At 73.1% G+C, this 13,426-nt stretch carries 20 protein-coding genes; 7 read left to right on the plus strand and 13 right to left on the minus strand.

What is annotated here, in order from left to right; genetic code table 11:
• Positions 1–6 precede the first annotated feature (6 nt).
• Positions 7–621, plus strand: coding sequence for a TetR/AcrR family transcriptional regulator (locus tag J2S66_RS21315; RefSeq protein ID WP_310308985.1), 615 nt, complete (start codon positions 7–9; stop codon positions 619–621).
• Here the strand turns inward: J2S66_RS21315 and hisI are convergent.
• From hisI to hisF, 3 genes are read right to left on the minus strand one after another with little or no spacing between them, the layout of a single operon-like run.
• On the minus strand, positions 614–982 hold the full coding sequence (gene hisI, locus J2S66_RS21320; RefSeq protein WP_306749783.1) for a phosphoribosyl-AMP cyclohydrolase: 369 nt from the start codon (positions 980–982) through the stop codon (positions 614–616). The genes J2S66_RS21315 and hisI overlap by 8 nt on opposite strands.
• Entirely contained in the window at positions 979–1,356 is a 378-nt protein-coding gene (locus J2S66_RS21325) for a hypothetical protein (protein ID WP_310308987.1), read from the minus strand. The genes hisI and J2S66_RS21325 overlap by 4 nt, the downstream gene beginning before the upstream one ends.
• Positions 1,356–2,129, minus strand: coding sequence for an imidazole glycerol phosphate synthase subunit HisF (gene hisF / locus J2S66_RS21330; RefSeq protein ID WP_310308988.1), 774 nt, complete (start codon positions 2,127–2,129; stop codon positions 1,356–1,358). The genes J2S66_RS21325 and hisF overlap by 1 nt, the downstream gene beginning before the upstream one ends.
• A gap of 208 nt (positions 2,130–2,337) precedes the next feature.
• On the opposite strand from hisF, the gene cspE reads away from it, so the two are divergent.
• The 3 genes from cspE (at position 2,338) to J2S66_RS21345 (ending at position 3,756) form a co-directional block, all read left to right on the plus strand.
• A complete protein-coding gene (gene cspE / locus J2S66_RS21335) occupies positions 2,338–2,541 on the plus strand; it encodes a transcription antiterminator/RNA stability regulator CspE (protein ID WP_306749780.1) in 204 nt (67 codons plus the stop codon).
• A gap of 79 nt (positions 2,542–2,620) precedes the next feature.
• The gene (locus J2S66_RS21340) at positions 2,621–2,995 is read left to right on the plus strand and encodes a PPOX class F420-dependent oxidoreductase (RefSeq protein WP_306749779.1); all 375 of its coding nucleotides are present in this window, start codon (positions 2,621–2,623) and stop codon (positions 2,993–2,995) included.
• Positions 2,996–3,027: 32 nt separating this feature from the next.
• Positions 3,028–3,756 carry a Clp protease N-terminal domain-containing protein gene (locus J2S66_RS21345; RefSeq protein ID WP_306749778.1) on the plus strand — a complete coding sequence of 243 codons (729 nt, stop codon included), beginning with the start codon at positions 3,028–3,030 and terminating at the stop codon, positions 3,754–3,756.
• Here J2S66_RS21345 and priA read toward each other — a convergent pair.
• The 5 genes from priA to J2S66_RS21370 all read right to left on the minus strand — a co-directional run bounded on the left by priA (position 3,719) and on the right by J2S66_RS21370 (position 7,423).
• Positions 3,719–4,453, minus strand: a complete 735-nt coding sequence (gene priA, locus J2S66_RS21350; protein ID WP_306749777.1) for a bifunctional 1-(5-phosphoribosyl)-5-((5-phosphoribosylamino)methylideneamino)imidazole-4-carboxamide isomerase/phosphoribosylanthranilate isomerase PriA — start codon at positions 4,451–4,453, stop codon at positions 3,719–3,721. The genes J2S66_RS21345 and priA overlap by 38 nt on opposite strands.
• Before the next feature lie 9 nt (positions 4,454–4,462).
• The gene (gene hisH, locus J2S66_RS21355) at positions 4,463–5,098 is read right to left on the minus strand and encodes an imidazole glycerol phosphate synthase subunit HisH (RefSeq protein ID WP_310308990.1); all 636 of its coding nucleotides are present in this window, start codon (positions 5,096–5,098) and stop codon (positions 4,463–4,465) included.
• A gap of 256 nt (positions 5,099–5,354) precedes the next feature.
• The gene (locus J2S66_RS21360) at positions 5,355–5,828 is read right to left on the minus strand and encodes a hypothetical protein (protein ID WP_310308991.1); all 474 of its coding nucleotides are present in this window, start codon (positions 5,826–5,828) and stop codon (positions 5,355–5,357) included.
• 9 nt (positions 5,829–5,837) lie between these two features.
• Positions 5,838–6,728 (minus strand): transketolase family protein, encoded by an 891-nt coding sequence (locus tag J2S66_RS21365; protein WP_310314962.1) that lies wholly within the window; start codon positions 6,726–6,728, stop codon positions 5,838–5,840.
• Positions 6,729–6,733: 5 nt separating this feature from the next.
• Positions 6,734–7,423: a thiamine pyrophosphate-binding protein gene (locus tag J2S66_RS21370; protein ID WP_310308992.1), complete on the minus strand. Its 690-nt coding sequence runs from the start codon at positions 7,421–7,423 to the stop codon at positions 6,734–6,736.
• A 53-nt stretch (positions 7,424–7,476) separates the two neighbouring features.
• Here J2S66_RS21370 and soxR point away from each other — a divergent pair, with 53 nt between their 5' ends.
• Together soxR and J2S66_RS21380 are read left to right on the plus strand one after the other, a co-directional pair.
• Positions 7,477–7,938 carry a redox-sensitive transcriptional activator SoxR gene (gene soxR, locus J2S66_RS21375; RefSeq protein WP_310308993.1) on the plus strand — a complete coding sequence of 154 codons (462 nt, stop codon included), beginning with the start codon at positions 7,477–7,479 and terminating at the stop codon, positions 7,936–7,938.
• 33 nt (positions 7,939–7,971) lie between these two features.
• Positions 7,972–8,505 carry an RNA 2'-phosphotransferase gene (locus J2S66_RS21380; protein WP_310308994.1) on the plus strand — a complete coding sequence of 178 codons (534 nt, stop codon included), beginning with the start codon at positions 7,972–7,974 and terminating at the stop codon, positions 8,503–8,505.
• On the opposite strand, the gene J2S66_RS21385 is transcribed toward J2S66_RS21380, so the two are convergent.
• The gene (locus J2S66_RS21385; protein WP_310308995.1) at positions 8,481–9,080 is read right to left on the minus strand and encodes a TetR/AcrR family transcriptional regulator; all 600 of its coding nucleotides are present in this window, start codon (positions 9,078–9,080) and stop codon (positions 8,481–8,483) included. The genes J2S66_RS21380 and J2S66_RS21385 overlap by 25 nt on opposite strands.
• Positions 9,081–9,238: 158 nt before the next feature.
• Between J2S66_RS21385 and J2S66_RS21390 the strand changes: the two genes are divergently transcribed.
• On the plus strand, positions 9,239–10,153 hold the full coding sequence (locus tag J2S66_RS21390) for an IS982 family transposase (RefSeq protein ID WP_310308996.1): 915 nt from the start codon (positions 9,239–9,241) through the stop codon (positions 10,151–10,153).
• Positions 10,154–10,174: 21 nt separating this feature from the next.
• On the opposite strand, the gene J2S66_RS21395 is transcribed toward J2S66_RS21390, so the two are convergent.
• Genes J2S66_RS21395 through hisD form a run of 4 tightly spaced genes read right to left on the minus strand, consistent with a single transcriptional unit; the run spans position 10,175 to position 13,343 of the window.
• Complete coding sequence (locus J2S66_RS21395) at positions 10,175–10,330, minus strand: CG2302 family histidine operon protein (RefSeq protein WP_310308997.1); 156 nt, start codon at positions 10,328–10,330, stop codon at positions 10,175–10,177.
• Positions 10,331–10,930 carry an imidazoleglycerol-phosphate dehydratase HisB gene (gene hisB / locus J2S66_RS21400; protein WP_310308998.1) on the minus strand — a complete coding sequence of 200 codons (600 nt, stop codon included), beginning with the start codon at positions 10,928–10,930 and terminating at the stop codon, positions 10,331–10,333.
• The gene (locus J2S66_RS21405) at positions 10,927–12,030 is read right to left on the minus strand and encodes a histidinol-phosphate transaminase (protein ID WP_310308999.1); all 1,104 of its coding nucleotides are present in this window, start codon (positions 12,028–12,030) and stop codon (positions 10,927–10,929) included. The genes hisB and J2S66_RS21405 overlap by 4 nt, the downstream gene beginning before the upstream one ends.
• On the minus strand, positions 12,027–13,343 hold the full coding sequence (gene hisD, locus J2S66_RS21410) for a histidinol dehydrogenase (RefSeq protein ID WP_310309001.1): 1,317 nt from the start codon (positions 13,341–13,343) through the stop codon (positions 12,027–12,029). The genes J2S66_RS21405 and hisD overlap by 4 nt, the downstream gene beginning before the upstream one ends.
• Between the last annotated feature and the right edge of the window lie 83 nt (positions 13,344–13,426).

Raw genomic sequence — 13,426 nt, forward strand, 5'->3', positions numbered from 1 at the left:
GGAGCCGTGGACCACAGCCCGAACCGCACCGAACCCAAGCGCCGAGGCCGCCGCGCGGGCGGTGAGGACACCAGGGCCGCCCTGCTCCAGGCCGCGCGCGAGGTGTTCGTCGAACGCGGTTTCGAGGGGGCGACGGTGCGCTCGATCGCCTCGCGGGCCGGGGTGGACGCGGCGATGGTCAACCACTGGTTCGGCAGCAAGGAGGGCCTGTTCGCCAAGGCCGTGCTCCAGCTCCCGATCGACCCGAACACCCTGGTCGAACGCCTGCTCGACGGTCCGCCGGAGCTGATCGGCGAGCGGATCGTGCGCAACTTCGTGACCATCTGGGACGCCACCGGCGGCGGCCAGTTCGCGGCCATGGTCCGCAGCATCACCTCGCAGGAGCAGGTCGCCGAGGTGCTCAGGCAGTTCTTCGTGCAGACCCTGCTCAGGCGCGTCATCGCACACCTCGGCTCGTCCGACGCCGAGCTGCGCGCCACGCTGACCGCCAGCCAGATCTTCGGCATGGGCATCGTCCGGTACGTGGTGCGCATCGAGCCGTTCGCCTCGGCCGACGTGGACACGGTGGTCAGGGCGATCGCGCCGACCCTCCAGCGCTACCTGACCGGCGACATCAGCTAGCCGGGGCCCGCTCCTCGGGCGCCAGCAGCAGGTCGGCGTCGAAGCACGTCGCGTCGCCGGTGTGGCAGGCGCCGCCGACCTGGTCCACGACGAGCAGCACCGCGTCGCCGTCGCAGTCCAGCCGCACCTCGTGGACGTGCTGCACGTGCCCGGACGTCTCGCCCTTCACCCACTGCCGCTGCCGGCTGCGCGAGAAGTACGTGGCGCGGCGCGTGGTCAGCGTGCGGTGCAGGGCCTCGTCGTCCATCCAGGCCACCATCAGCACCTCCCCGGTGCCGCGCCGCTGCACCACGGCGCACACCAGGCCGTCCTCGGTGCGCTTGAGCCGGGCGGCGATCGACGGGTCGAGCGCGCTGGTCACCTGCGTCCTCCGGTGAAGTGGATGAGTGCGGGTCGGGTGTTGAGCAGCACCACGGCGAACACGTGGGCCGCGGAGAGCAGGCCGGAGAGCACCCTGACCCACACCGGGCCCTGGTTGAGCACGGCCAGCAGGTGGATCAGCGCCACCAGGCCGAAGACGAACGCGGCGGTCAGCCGGGCGGGCCGCCACCCGGCGGCCAGGCCGACCGAGGCCAGCAGCCCCAGCACGGCGACGATCACCGGGAACCTCATCCAGGACGCGTCGGCCTCGACCTGCCACTGCACGACGCCCATGAGCACGAACAGCGCCGCGCCCGCCGCGCCGATGGCGGTCGCCAGGAACACCTCGACCGGTGCGTTGCGGGGGTTGAGCATCAGCGGACCTCCACGCCGGCGTCGCGCAGGCTGTTCTTCACGTCGCCGATGCGCAGCGTGCCGAAGTGGAACACGCTGGCGGCGAGCACGGCGTCCGCGCCCTCGGCCACGGCGGGCGGGAAGTGGTCGAGCCGCCCGGCCCCGCCGCTGGCGATGAGCGGCACGTCCACGACCGCGCGGGTCAACCGGATCAGCTCCAGGTCGAACCCGGCCTTGGTGCCGTCGGCGTCCATCGAGTTCAGCAGGATCTCGCCGACTCCCAGCTCCTGGCCGCGCGCGGCCCACTCGACCGCGTCGATGCCGGTGCCCTCGCGGCCGCCGTGCGTGGTGACCTCGAAGCCGGACGGCGTGGGCCGCCCGCCCTCGGGCACGCGGCGCGCGTCGACCGACAGCACGATGCACTGCGCGCCGAACCGGCGGGACAGCTCGCCCAGCAGCTCGGGGCGGACGATGGCCGCCGTGTTCACGCTCACCTTGTCCGCGCCGGAGCGCAGCAGCTTGTCGACGTCCTCGGGCGTGCGCACGCCGCCGCCCACGGTGAGCGGGATGAACACCTGCTCGGCGGTGCGGCGGACCACGTCGAACGTGGTCTCCCGGTCGCCGGAGGACGCGGTCACGTCCAGGAAGGTCAGCTCGTCGGCGCCCTCGGCGTCGTAGGCCCGCGCCAGCTCGACCGGATCGCCCGCGTCGACGAGGTTGGTGAAGTTGACGCCCTTGACGACCCGCCCCCGGTCGACGTCCAGGCAGGGGATCACGCGCACCGCTACTGACATGGGCAAAAGCCTACGGGGATCACCCGATCGTGGTTCGCGCGGGACTTCTGGCCCGAAGTGTGCTTAACTGTACGAGGTCGAAGGTTTTGTGTTCGTGTCATCCACGCTCGCGAAACGCGTTTGAGCGTGTGATTCCTCAGGGTCCATGCGTTTGGACCGGCCCCGTCGGTGCGTTCGCCCGGCGGCAGCAGTATGAGGAGATTTGAAGATGGCTCAGGGCACCGTGAAGTGGTTCAACTCCGAAAAGGGCTTCGGCTTCATCACCCCGGAGAACGGTGGCGCGGACGTGTTCGTCCACTACTCGGAGATCCAGAGCGGCGGCTACCGCAGCCTGGAGGAGAACCAGCGGGTGAGCTTCGATGTCGGCCAGGGCGCCAAGGGCCCCCAGGCCACCAACGTCCAGGCCATCTGACCTGACGTGATGTCGAGGCCCTGTCCCCCACCCGGGGGGCGGGGCCTTTGCTCTTTCCCGGCCCCCATACGTTGGGGGCATGGACCTCGGAGACGGCAAGTACCTGCTGCTGACCACGTTCCGCCGCAGCGGCGTGGCGGTGCCCACCCCGGTGTGGGTGGCCCACGACGGCAGCGCGCTCTACGCGTGGTCGGCCGCCGACGCGGGCAAGGTCAAGCGCATCCGCAACAACGGCGAGGTGCGGATCGGTCCGTGCGACGTCAGGGGCAGGCCGACCGGCGAGCAGGTGCCCGCCCGCGCGTCCCTGATGGACCGCGAGGGCAGTGAGCGGGTGCGGTCGATGATCGCGCGCAAGTACGGCCTGTTCGGCCGCATCACCCTGCTCGGCAGCCGGCTCCGGCGCGGCCCGGAGGGCACCGTCGGCATCGAGATCCACCCGTCAACCGGGAGTTGACGCCCACTCGTGCGTCAACCTACAGTTGACGCATGGTCGTCACCCCGGTGCAGCTCACCGACCTCATCGTCGCCGTCGCGGCCGAGCACGCCGACGCGCTCGGCCGGTTGACGGCGGCCGTCGAGCTGAGCGGTCAGCTCGACGAGCTGGGCGACCACCTCATCGGGCACTTCGTGGACGAGGCGCGCCGGTCGGGCGCGAGCTGGACGGACATCGGCGAGAGCATCGGCGTGACGAAGCAGGCCGCGCAGAAGCGGTTCGTGCCGAAGGAGTCGGCCGACTTCACGCCGGCCGCGTTCGACCGCTACACCGACCGGGCGCGGCGCGTCGTCGTGCTGGCCCGCCACCACGCCCGGTTCAGCGCGCGGATCGGCACCGAGCACCTGCTGCTGGGCCTGCTCGACGAGTCCGGCGGCCTGGCCGCGAAGACCATCGCCCAGCTGGAGGCCGCCGAGGGCACCACGCGGCTGACCGTGCTCAAGAGGCTGGACCCGACCGTCCACGAGCGACCCGACCCGCAGCCGTTCAGCACGCACTGCAAGAAGGCGCTGGAACTGGCCGTGCGCGCGTCACTGCGCCTGGGCCACCGCTTCGTGGGCACCGAGCACGTGCTGCTCGGCCTGCTCGCCGAGCACGACGGCACCGCCGCCGCGGCCCTGGCCGACACGGGGGTCACCAGGGAGGCCGCGGAGGCGCACGTCGTGCGGGAGATCGACGACGCGATCAGCCGCGCACAGCGGCGAGCGCCTCGGGGAGCGTGAACGCGCCCGCGTACAGCGCCTTGCCGACGATCGCGCCCTCCACGCCGTCGCGGTCCAGCGCGGCCAGCGCCACCAGGTCGGCGACGCTCGACACGCCCCCGGAGGCGATCACCGGCGCGTCGGTGCGCGCGCAGACCTCGCGCAGCAGGTCCACGTTCGGGCCGGTGAGCGTGCCGTCCTTGCTCACGTCGGTCACCACGTAGCGGGCGCAGCCGTCGCGGTCGAGGCGCTCCAGCACGTCCCACAGGTCGCCGCCGTCGGTCGTCCAGCCGCGGCCGGCCACCCGGTAGCCCTCCCCGGTGATCCGCACGTCCAGGCCGACCGCGATCTTCTCGCCGTGCTCGGCGATGGCCTTCGCGCACCACTCGGGGTTCTCGATCGCGGCGGTGCCCAGGTTGACCCGGGCGCAGCCGGTGGCGAGCGCGGCGGCCAGCGACGCGTCGTCCCGGATGCCGCCGGACAGCTCCACGGCCACGTCCAGCTCACCGACCACGCGGGCGACCAGCTCCCGGTTGCTCCCCCGGCCGAACGCGGCGTCGAGGTCGACCAGGTGGACCCACTCCGCGCCGTCGCGCTGCCACGCGTGCGCGGCGTCGAGCGGGCTGCCGTAGGAGGTCTCGGTGCCGGCCTCGCCCTGGACGAGGCGGACGGCCTGACCGTCGACCACGTCGACGGCCGGGAGGAGCGTGAAAGTCACGCGAACAGCCTAGTTGACGCTCGTGAGCCAGTTCTCCAGCAGGTGCGCGCCCGCGTCGCCGGACTTCTCCGGGTGGAACTGGGTCGCCCACAGCGGCCCGTTCTCGACCGCGGCGACGAACCGGTCGCTGCCGTGCTCGGACCACGTCACCAGCGGCGGTGTGAGCGCGCCGGTGTCGTTCAGCTCCCACTTCCGCACGCCGTAGGAGTGGACGAAGTAGAACCGGGTGTCCGCGTCGAGGCCGGCGAACAGCTTCGAGCCCTCGGGCGCCTGCACGGTGTTCCAGCCCATGTGCGGCACCACGGGGGCCTCCAGCCGCTCCACCGTGCCGGGCCACTCGCCGCAGCCCTCGCTGTGCACGCCGTGCTCGATGCCCTTCTCGAACAGGACCTGCATGCCGACGCAGATGCCGAGCACGGGCCGCCCACCGGCCAGCCGCTGTCCGATCAACCGGCCGCCCTTGACCGCGTTCAGGCCCTCCATGCAGGCGGCGAACGCCCCGACGCCGGGCACGACCAGCCCGTCGGCCTCCAGCGCGGCGCGGTGGTCGGCCGTCACCTCGACGTCCGCCCCCACCCGCTGGAGCGCCCGCTCTGCGGAGCGGAGGTTGCCAGATCCGTAGTCCAGAACGACGACTCGTGCCACACCACCAGCCTACCCGCCGAGCCGTAACCCCACGCCGCGCGAGTCGCAAGTTCGCGCCGCGCGAGTCGCAAGTTCGCACCGCGCGAGTCGTACGTTCGCACCGCGCGAGTCGTACGTTCGCGCCGCGCGAGTCGTACGTTCGGCCTTGCCGCGAGCGGACCTCGGCAGGCCGCGAATGTTCGGCTCGCGCGGCGCGAACTCACGACTCGCGCGGCGTGGGGTTACGACTCGCGCGGCGTGGGGTTACGACTCGCGGTCAGGGGAGGGGGGAGCCGCCGGTGACGGGGACCACCGGGAGGACGGTGTTGATGGGGTGGCCGGCCGTGGCGGGGAGGGTGGTCACCCAGGCGTCGGCGCGTCCCTCGTCGACCAAGGTCCTGACCTCGGCGGCGTCGGGCGGCAGGGCGGCGGGGCGCGGCCTGGCGTCCAGGCGCCACCAGCGCAGCAGGCCGACCAGGCGGCGGGGCGAGCCGGTGAAGCCCGCCTGCTCGCCGTCGGTCCACACCTCGCCGTTCGGGCTCCAGCGCACGAGGAGGGCCGACGTCCCGGTCGCGCGCACGCGCCCGGCCAGGTCGTCCGCCGCCGCGAACCCGATCTGCCTGCGCGGCAGCAGCACCGTCCCGGACGCCACGGGCACCAGCGCGGCCGGCCCGGCCAGCGCGCGGTGCAGGTTGAGCTGGAGCTCTGCGGTCGGCGCGGGTGTCCAGATCAGGGTTCTCGGCACGCTCACAGGCGGAGATCATGCCGCAGCCGCCGGCGGGCCGAACATCCGACGCACGGCCGCGGCGACGCCCGGCACGTCGAGGTCGTGCGCCGAATCGTGGTCCTCGGCCGTGCCGTAGGCGCGCAGCTCCGCGTCCCGGCGCACCCCGAGCGACCGCAGCCGGTGCGGCACGTCGGCCAGCGCCTCGGCCGCCAGGTGCGCCGACGTGCCCTCCAGGTACGGCTCCACCAGCAGCACGTCGTTCGCCCGCCCCCCGCGGACGGCGGCGAGCAGGCCGGCGGCGTCGAACGGCCGGACCGTCGTCGCGTAGAGCACGGTCACGTCGACGCCCGCGGTGGCCGCGAGCACGGTGTCCAGCACCGGCCCCACCGCCACGACGACGCCCCGGGCCCCGCGCCGCACCTCGGTGAACCCCTCGACCACCGGGTGCGGCGACGCGTTCCGCCGCAGTGAGAGCCTGATGTAGACGCGGTCCTCACCCGCCAGCGCGCGGCGCACGAGCGGGCCGACCTCGTCCGGGTGCCCCGGCACGTGCACGGTCCAGCCGGGCAGCGTGTCGAACAGCGCCACGTCGCCGGGCGCCTGGTGCGTGCGGCCCCACGCCGGGTCGTCGTAGGAGGCGCCGATGCTCACCAGCACCCCGCCGACGTCCTGGTGGCCGAAGTCCAGCTTGACCTGCTCGAACGGCCGCTCGACCAGGAACGGCGCGTAGCTGTGCACCACGGGCCGCATCCCGGCCAGCGCCAGCCCCGCGCCGACGCCCACCATGGCCTGCTCGCGGATGCCGACGTTGACCACCCGCTCCTGCGGGCGGAACGCGTCGCGCGAGATCTCCGCGAGCACGACGGCCACGCGCGGGTCGTGCCGCATGACCTCCTCCACGGTGTCCACGAACACCTGCCGCATGCCGCTCACCGCTCCCCCTCGACCTTCGCCACCACGGCCAGCGGACGGCCGGGGTGGGCCTGCGTGAACGCGTCGTGCAGCGCGCCGTGGTCACGTCCGTCCACTGTGGATGTCTGCCAGCCCTCGACGGCGAACCGCGCGGCCACCCCGCCGGGCCAGCCGTGCGTGCCGGACTCGTTGTCCACCACCACGGTGGTCAGCGAGTCGAGCCCGAACCGCCCGGCCAGCGCGATGGCCTCGTGGTTGCTGCCCTCGTCCAGCTCGGCGTCGCCGACCAGCACCACGGTCCGCGCCGAACGGCCCTGGAGGCGCAGGCCCAGCGCGGTGCCGACGGCCAGCGGGAGCCCGTGGCCGAGCGAGCCGCTGCCGATCTCCGCGCCGTCGACCAGGACGCGGTCCGGGTGCTGCCCCAGCGGCGAACCCCACGACGTCCAGTCGTCCAGGAGGGACGGTTCCAGGAACCCCTTGGCGGCCAGCACCGCGTAGTAGGCCATCGGCCCGTGCCCCTTCGACAGCAGGAACCGGTCGCGGTCCGGGTCGTCCACCCGGTCCGGCGACACGTCCAGCACCCGGTCGTAGAGCACCCACAGCACGTCGAGCGTGGACGCCGCCGCCCACTCGTGCTTCTCGTCCCCCGTCATGCGCCGGAACAACGCGGGGAGGTCCGCGTAGCCCGGCTTGCCCTGCACCGTCATGAACCCAGCGAACAACCTCGACTTAAGTCGAGGTCAACACCTAGGATGCGCACGTGGGCAAGTTGCCGGAGATGTTGACCATCGGCCAGGTGGCCGAGCGCAGCGGCGTGCCGCACACCGCGCTGCGGTTCTACGAGGAACGGGGTCTGATCGCGTCCGAGCGGACGGCGGGCAACCAGCGGCGGTACCCGCGGTCCGTGCTCCGGCGGCTGGCGTTCATCCGCACCGCGCAGCGGGTCGGCCTGTCGCTGGAGGACGTGCGCGACGCGCTGGCGGCCCTGCCCGACGAGCGGACGCCCACGAAGTCCGACTGGAGCAGGCTGTCGGCAGGCTGGCAGACCGAGCTGGACGCCCGGATCGACGCGCTGATCCGGCTGCGCGACCGGCTGACGTCGTGCATCGGGTGCGGGTGCCTGTCGCTGCGCAGCTGCTACCTGCACAACTCCGGCGACGAGCAGGCCGCGGACGGGCCGGGCGCGCCGAAGCTGAAGCCCGCGAGCGAGGGCGGCACGTGAAACCCGCTTGTGCGGCGTGCTGCACTTGAGGTCGTGCAGGAGAAGAACGACGTGGCGCGCTTGTCGAAGCGGATGTCCAAGGTGCTGCGGCACGACCCCGGGTCGGTCGGGCTGACCCTCGACGCGGCGGGCTGGGTGGACCTCGACCGGTTCGTCGCGGCGCTGCGGGTGCCGCGCGACCGCGTGCTCGACGTCGTGGCGCGCAACGACAAGAAGCGCTTCGAGGTGGTCGGCGGGCGCATCCGCGCCGCCCAGGGCCACACGGTGGAGGTCGAGCTGGACCTGCCGGTGGCGGAACCGCCGGCGGTGCTCTACCACGGCACGGTCGGCTCGGTGCTGCCCGACGTCCTGCGGGACGGGCTGCTGCCGATGCGGCGGCACGACGTGCACCTGTCGGCGACGGTGGAGGCGGCGGTGCGGGTCGGGTCGCGGCGCGGCCGGCCGGTGGTGCTGGTGGTGGACGCGGCGGCGATGCGCGCCGACGGCCACGAGTTCCGGGTGAGCGCGAACGGCGTGTGGCTGACCTCGGCCGTGCCGCCGCGCTACGTGAGCACCCTGCCGGCGTAGACGCGCCGGGTGAGCCAGTCGAGCCCGGCCACGACGTCGTCGGCGGCCAGGCCCAGCACCTGTCTCTGGTACCGGTAGACCTCCGGCGCGAGCGGCGCCATGAGCGCGTCCACGACCGCCGCCGGCGCGTCGTCGACCAGCGACTCCACGTGCCGCCGCCAGAACCCGTAGGCGCCCGCGCGGAGCCGCGCCCCGCCCCTCTCGGCGCCGAGCACCAGGTGCAGGTGCCGCTCCAGCAGCGCGATCATGGCGCGGTAGAAGGCCGCCAGCCGTTCCTCCGGGGCCGCACCCGGCCCCAGGGGCGGCGGACCGCCCAGGATGCGCTCCTTGATCCCGGCCTCGTGCTCGTCCAGCAGGGCCTGCGCGATCGAGGTGACGTCCGGGTAGCGCCGGTAGAGCGTGGCCCGCCCGACCCCGGCCGCCCGCGCGATGTCCTCCATGGTGACCCCGACGGCCCCGCCGGCGGCGAGGAACACCTCGTCCGCCGCCGCCAGCACCCGGGCGCGGTTGCGGGCCGCGTCAGCACGTTCGCGGGGACGGCCGGCCACCGCGGCGGCCTCGGCTGGTGACGACATGTGACCAACCATACGCAGACAGCCAAACGGCGACACGGTACATCGTTCAACAATCCAACAGTTCCACCGGACTGCCGAACGACGCACCGCGGTCTAGATGAGTAAGTCCAAGGGGTAGACACCTGGAGACATGGGGCGAGGGTGTCGATGTACGGGTTGTGACGACCGACATTGACACCCTCGCGACCGCACTCTACGTCAGAACCGATGACCTGCTGAAGGACGCGCCGCACCTGGCACCGTGGCGGCCGAAGGTCGGCCTGAAGCCGAGGTTGACCGACGCGGAGTTGGTCACCCTGGCGGTGATCCAGGCCCTGCCGGGGTTCACCAGTGAGGCCCGGTTCCTGCGCCACGCCCGCGTCCACCTGCGGCATCTGTTCCGCTACCTGCCCGGCCAGTCCGGCTACAACAAGCGGCTGCGCAAGGCGTCAGGCCTGGTCAAGGCCGTGATCCGGCTGCTTGCCGTCGACACGACGCTGTGGACCGACGACGTGTGGCTCGCTGATTCGACCCCGGTGGAATGCGGTCGCTCCCGCCAGACCGCGCAACGCTCCGACCTGGCCGGCTGGGCCGAGTACGGCTACTGCGCCTCCCACTCCCGCTTCTTCTGGGGCCTGCGTCTGCACCTGGTCCGCACCCCCGGCGGGCTGCCGGTCGCCTTCGCCCTGACCGGGGCCAAGGCCGACGAACGCACCACCCTGCTCGACATCCTGACCGTCGACCCGGACCTGGTCGCCGACCGGCCCGGCCAGACCCTGATCGCGGACCGCAACTACTACGGCCGCGACTTCGAGCACGCCCTGGCCGACGCGGGGATCGAACTGCTGCGCCCGGCGCGCAAGGGCGAGGCCGAGCGACCCGGCGCGGCGCTGTTCAAGCCGCTGCGCCAGGTCATCGAGTCGATCAACCAGACCCTCAAGGCCCAACTCGACCTGGAACGACACGGCGGACGCACCAAACCCGGCGTCATCGCCCGCGTCCTGCAACGCATCCTCGCCCTGACCGCCGCGATCTGGCACAACGACCACACCGACCAGCCCGTCAAACGATCACTGACCGCCTACGACCACTGACCAGCCCTTGGACTTACTCATCTAGACGAACCAGGCGACGGCGCCGCCCACGGCCAGCAGGGCCAGGACCGCCAGCACCACCGACAGGCCCCGCGCGGTCTTCCACGTGCTGTACACGCCACCGAGCAGGAAGCCGGCCAGCGCCAGCAGCCCGATCACCACCAGCGACTGGGACACCTACAGCACGCCCTTGGTCGAGGGGACGCCCCCGACGCGCGGGTCCGGCTCGACGGCCGCCCGCAGCGCCCGCGCGACGGCCTTGAACTCCGCCTCCGTGATGTGGTGCGGGTCCCGGCCGTACTCCACGCGCACGTGCAGCGCGATGCCCGCGTGGAACGCCAGCGAGTCGAACACGTGCCGGTTCAGCACGAACGGGTAGTTCCCGCCGATCGTGAAGGCGTTGAACTGCTCCGGCTCGCCCACGTGCACGCAGTACGGCCGCCCCGACACGTCGACCGCCGCGTGCGCCAGCGTCTCGTCCATGGGGATCCAGGCGTCGCCGAACCGGCGGATGCCCGCCTTGTCCCCCAGCGCCTCGCGCAGCGCCTGCCCGAGCACGATCGCCACGTCCTCCACCGTGTGGTGGGCGTCGATCTCCACGTCACCCGTCGCCCGCACCACCAGGTCGAACGACCCGTGCACGCCGAGCGCCGTCAGCATGTGGTCGTAGAACGGCACCCCCGTGTCGACCTCGACCTTGCCCGTGCCGTCGAGGTCGATCTCGACGTGCACCGACGACTCCCTGGTGGTGCGCTCCACCTTGCCGACCCGGCTCACCGGTCAACCTCCCTGCTCGCCACGAGGAACGCGTCGTTCTCCTCCGGAGTACCGACCGTCACCCGCAGATGTCCGGCGATGCCGACGTCCCTGATCAGCACACCGCGTTCCAGATACGACCGCCACGTGGCCCGCGCGTCCTCGAACCACCCGAACAGCACGAAGTTCGCGTCGCTCGGCACCACCGCGAAGCCCATGGCGGTCAGCTCCGCCACCACCCGGTCGCGCTCGGCGGCGAGCTTCGCGACGGACCCCAACGTCTCCGGGGCGTGCCGCAGCGCCGCCCGCGCCGCCGCCTGGGTCAGCGCCGACAGGTGGTAGGGCAGCCTGACCAGCAGCAGCGCGTCCACCACGGCGGGTGCGGCGGCGAGGTAGCCCAGCCGTCCCCCGGCGAAGGCGAACGCCTTGCTCATGGTCCGGCTCACGATCAGCTTGGCCGGGTGGTCGGCCAGCAGCCCGACCGCCGAGGGCCGCGACGAGAACTCCGCGTACGCCTCGTCCACCACGATCACGCCGGGCGCGGCCTCGATCAGCACCCGCAGGTCGTCGAGCGGGAGGCTCTGCCCGGTCGGGTTGTTCGGGCTGGTCACGAACACGACGTCGGGCGCGGTCGAGGCGATGGTCTCGGCGGCGCGCGCCACGTCCAGCGAGAAGTCGGCGCGGCGCGGCGCGGGCGCCCACTCGGTGCGCGTGCCCGCCGCGATGATCGGGTGCATCGAGTACGACGGCTCGAAGCCCAGCGCCGTCCGCCCCGGTCCGCCGAACGCCTGGAGGACCTGCTGGAGGATCTCGTTCGACCCGTTCGCGGCCCACAGGTTGGCGGCGGTCAGCGGCACGCCGGTCGCCGACGCCAGGTAGGCCGCGAGGTCGTCGCGCAGGGCCACCGCGTCCCGGTCGGGGTAGCGGTGCAGCTCGGCGGCCGCCGCCGCGACCTCCTTGGTCACGTCGTCCACGAGGCCGGGCATGGGCGGGTACGGGTTCTCGTTCGTGTTCAGCCGCACCGGCACGTCGAGCTGCGGCGCGCCGTAGGGCGTGCGTCCGCGCAGGTCGTCCCGCAGCGGCAGGTCGGCCAACCCCACCCGCTCGCCGACGGGCTTCACCGGCGGAACCTCGCCGTCACGGCCTGGCCGTGGGCGGGCAGGTCCTCGGCCTCGGCCAGCGCCACCACGTGGTGCGCGACCGAGCGCAGGGCGTCCTCGCTGTAGTCGACCACGTGGATGCCGCGCAGGAAGGTCTGCACGGACAGCCCGGACGAGTGCCGCGCGCAGCCGCCGGTGGGCAGCACGTGGTTGGAGCCCGCGCAGTAGTCGCCGAGCGACACCGGCGAGTGCGCGCCCACGAAGATCGCGCCCGCCGCGCGGACCCGCGCCGCGACCTCGCGCGCGTCGGCGGTCTGGACCTCCAGGTGCTCGGCCGCGTACACGTCGACGACCCGCAGCCCGTCGTCCAGGGTGGACACCAGCACGACGCCCGACTGCGGACCGGTCAGCGCGGTGCGCACCCGCTCGTGGTGCTTGGTCGCCCCGACCTGGCGCTCCAGCTCGCGGTCCACCGCGTCGGCCAGCTCCTCGGACGTCGTCACCAGGACGCTCGCGGCGAGCGTGTCGTGCTCGGCCTGGCTGATCAGGTCGGCGGCCACGTGCACCGGGTCGGCCGTGTCGTCGGCCAGCACCGCGATCTCGGTGGGGCCGGCCTCGGCGTCGATGCCGATCACGCCGCGCAGCAGCCGCTTGGCGGCGGTCAGGTAGACGTTGCCGGGCCCGGTGACCATGTCGGCGGGCTCCAGCCCGGAGCCGTCGGTGTCCGTGCCGCCGTACGCGAGCAGGGCCACGGCGAGCGCGCCGCCCACCGCCCACACCTCGGTCACGCCGAGCAGCGCGGCGGCGGCCAGCACGGCCGGGTGCGGCAGGCCGCCGAAGTCCGCCTGCGGCGGCGAGCAGACCACCAGCGACTCGACCCCGGCGAGCTGCGCCGGGACGACGTTCATCACCACGCTCGACGGGTAGACGGCCAGGCCGCCGGGCGCGTACAGGCCGACGCGGCGCACCGGGACCCACCGCTCGGTGACCGTCCCGCCGGGCGCGACCCGGGTGGTCGTGTCGGTGCGGCGCTGGTCGGCGTGGACCGCGCGGGCGCGGGCGATCGACTCCTCCAGCGCGGCGCGCACGGCCGGGTCCAGCTCGGCCAGGGCGCGCTCCAGTTCGGCGACGGGCACCCGGACGGCGGCCGGGCGGACCCCGTCGAACCGCTCGGTGTGCTCCAGGACCGCGTCGACGCCGCGGGTGCGCACGTCGTCCACCAGCGGTCGCACGTGATGCAGGACCGCGTCCACGTCGACCTCGGCGCGCGGCAGCGCGGCACGCAGTTCGGCGGGTGACGGGACTCGACCTCGCAGGTCGATGCGGTTGAGCATGCCGACAAGGGTAAGCGGTCGACAATTCCGTCAACTGTCAGCCCGGGGCCGCGTGGCGAACCCGTCAAACGGGGGCTACCTCG

The sequence above is a fragment of the Saccharothrix longispora genome (genome assembly GCF_031455225.1).
Taxonomy (GTDB): domain Bacteria; phylum Actinomycetota; class Actinomycetes; order Mycobacteriales; family Pseudonocardiaceae; genus Actinosynnema; species Actinosynnema longispora.

Excerpts from the sequence above, each read along its gene's own strand:
- J2S66_RS21370 (WP_310308992.1), bottom strand. The coding sequence starts at position 7,423 with ATGACGGTGCAGGGCAAGCCGGGCTACGCGGACCTCCCCGCGTTGTTC.
- J2S66_RS21325 (WP_310308987.1), bottom strand. The coding sequence starts at position 1,356 with ATGCTCAACCCCCGCAACGCACCGGTCGAGGTGTTCCTGGCGACCGCC.
- hisF (WP_310308988.1), bottom strand. The coding sequence starts at position 2,129 with ATGTCAGTAGCGGTGCGCGTGATCCCCTGCCTGGACGTCGACCGGGGG.
- J2S66_RS21365 (WP_310314962.1), bottom strand. The coding sequence starts at position 6,728 with ATGCGGCAGGTGTTCGTGGACACCGTGGAGGAGGTCATGCGGCACGAC.
- J2S66_RS21340 (WP_306749779.1), top strand. The coding sequence starts at position 2,621 with ATGGACCTCGGAGACGGCAAGTACCTGCTGCTGACCACGTTCCGCCGC.
- J2S66_RS21345 (WP_306749778.1), top strand. The coding sequence starts at position 3,028 with ATGGTCGTCACCCCGGTGCAGCTCACCGACCTCATCGTCGCCGTCGCG.
- J2S66_RS21385 (WP_310308995.1), bottom strand. The coding sequence starts at position 9,080 with ATGTCGTCACCAGCCGAGGCCGCCGCGGTGGCCGGCCGTCCCCGCGAA.
- cspE (WP_306749780.1), top strand. The coding sequence starts at position 2,338 with ATGGCTCAGGGCACCGTGAAGTGGTTCAACTCCGAAAAGGGCTTCGGC.
- hisD (WP_310309001.1), bottom strand. The coding sequence starts at position 13,343 with ATGCTCAACCGCATCGACCTGCGAGGTCGAGTCCCGTCACCCGCCGAA.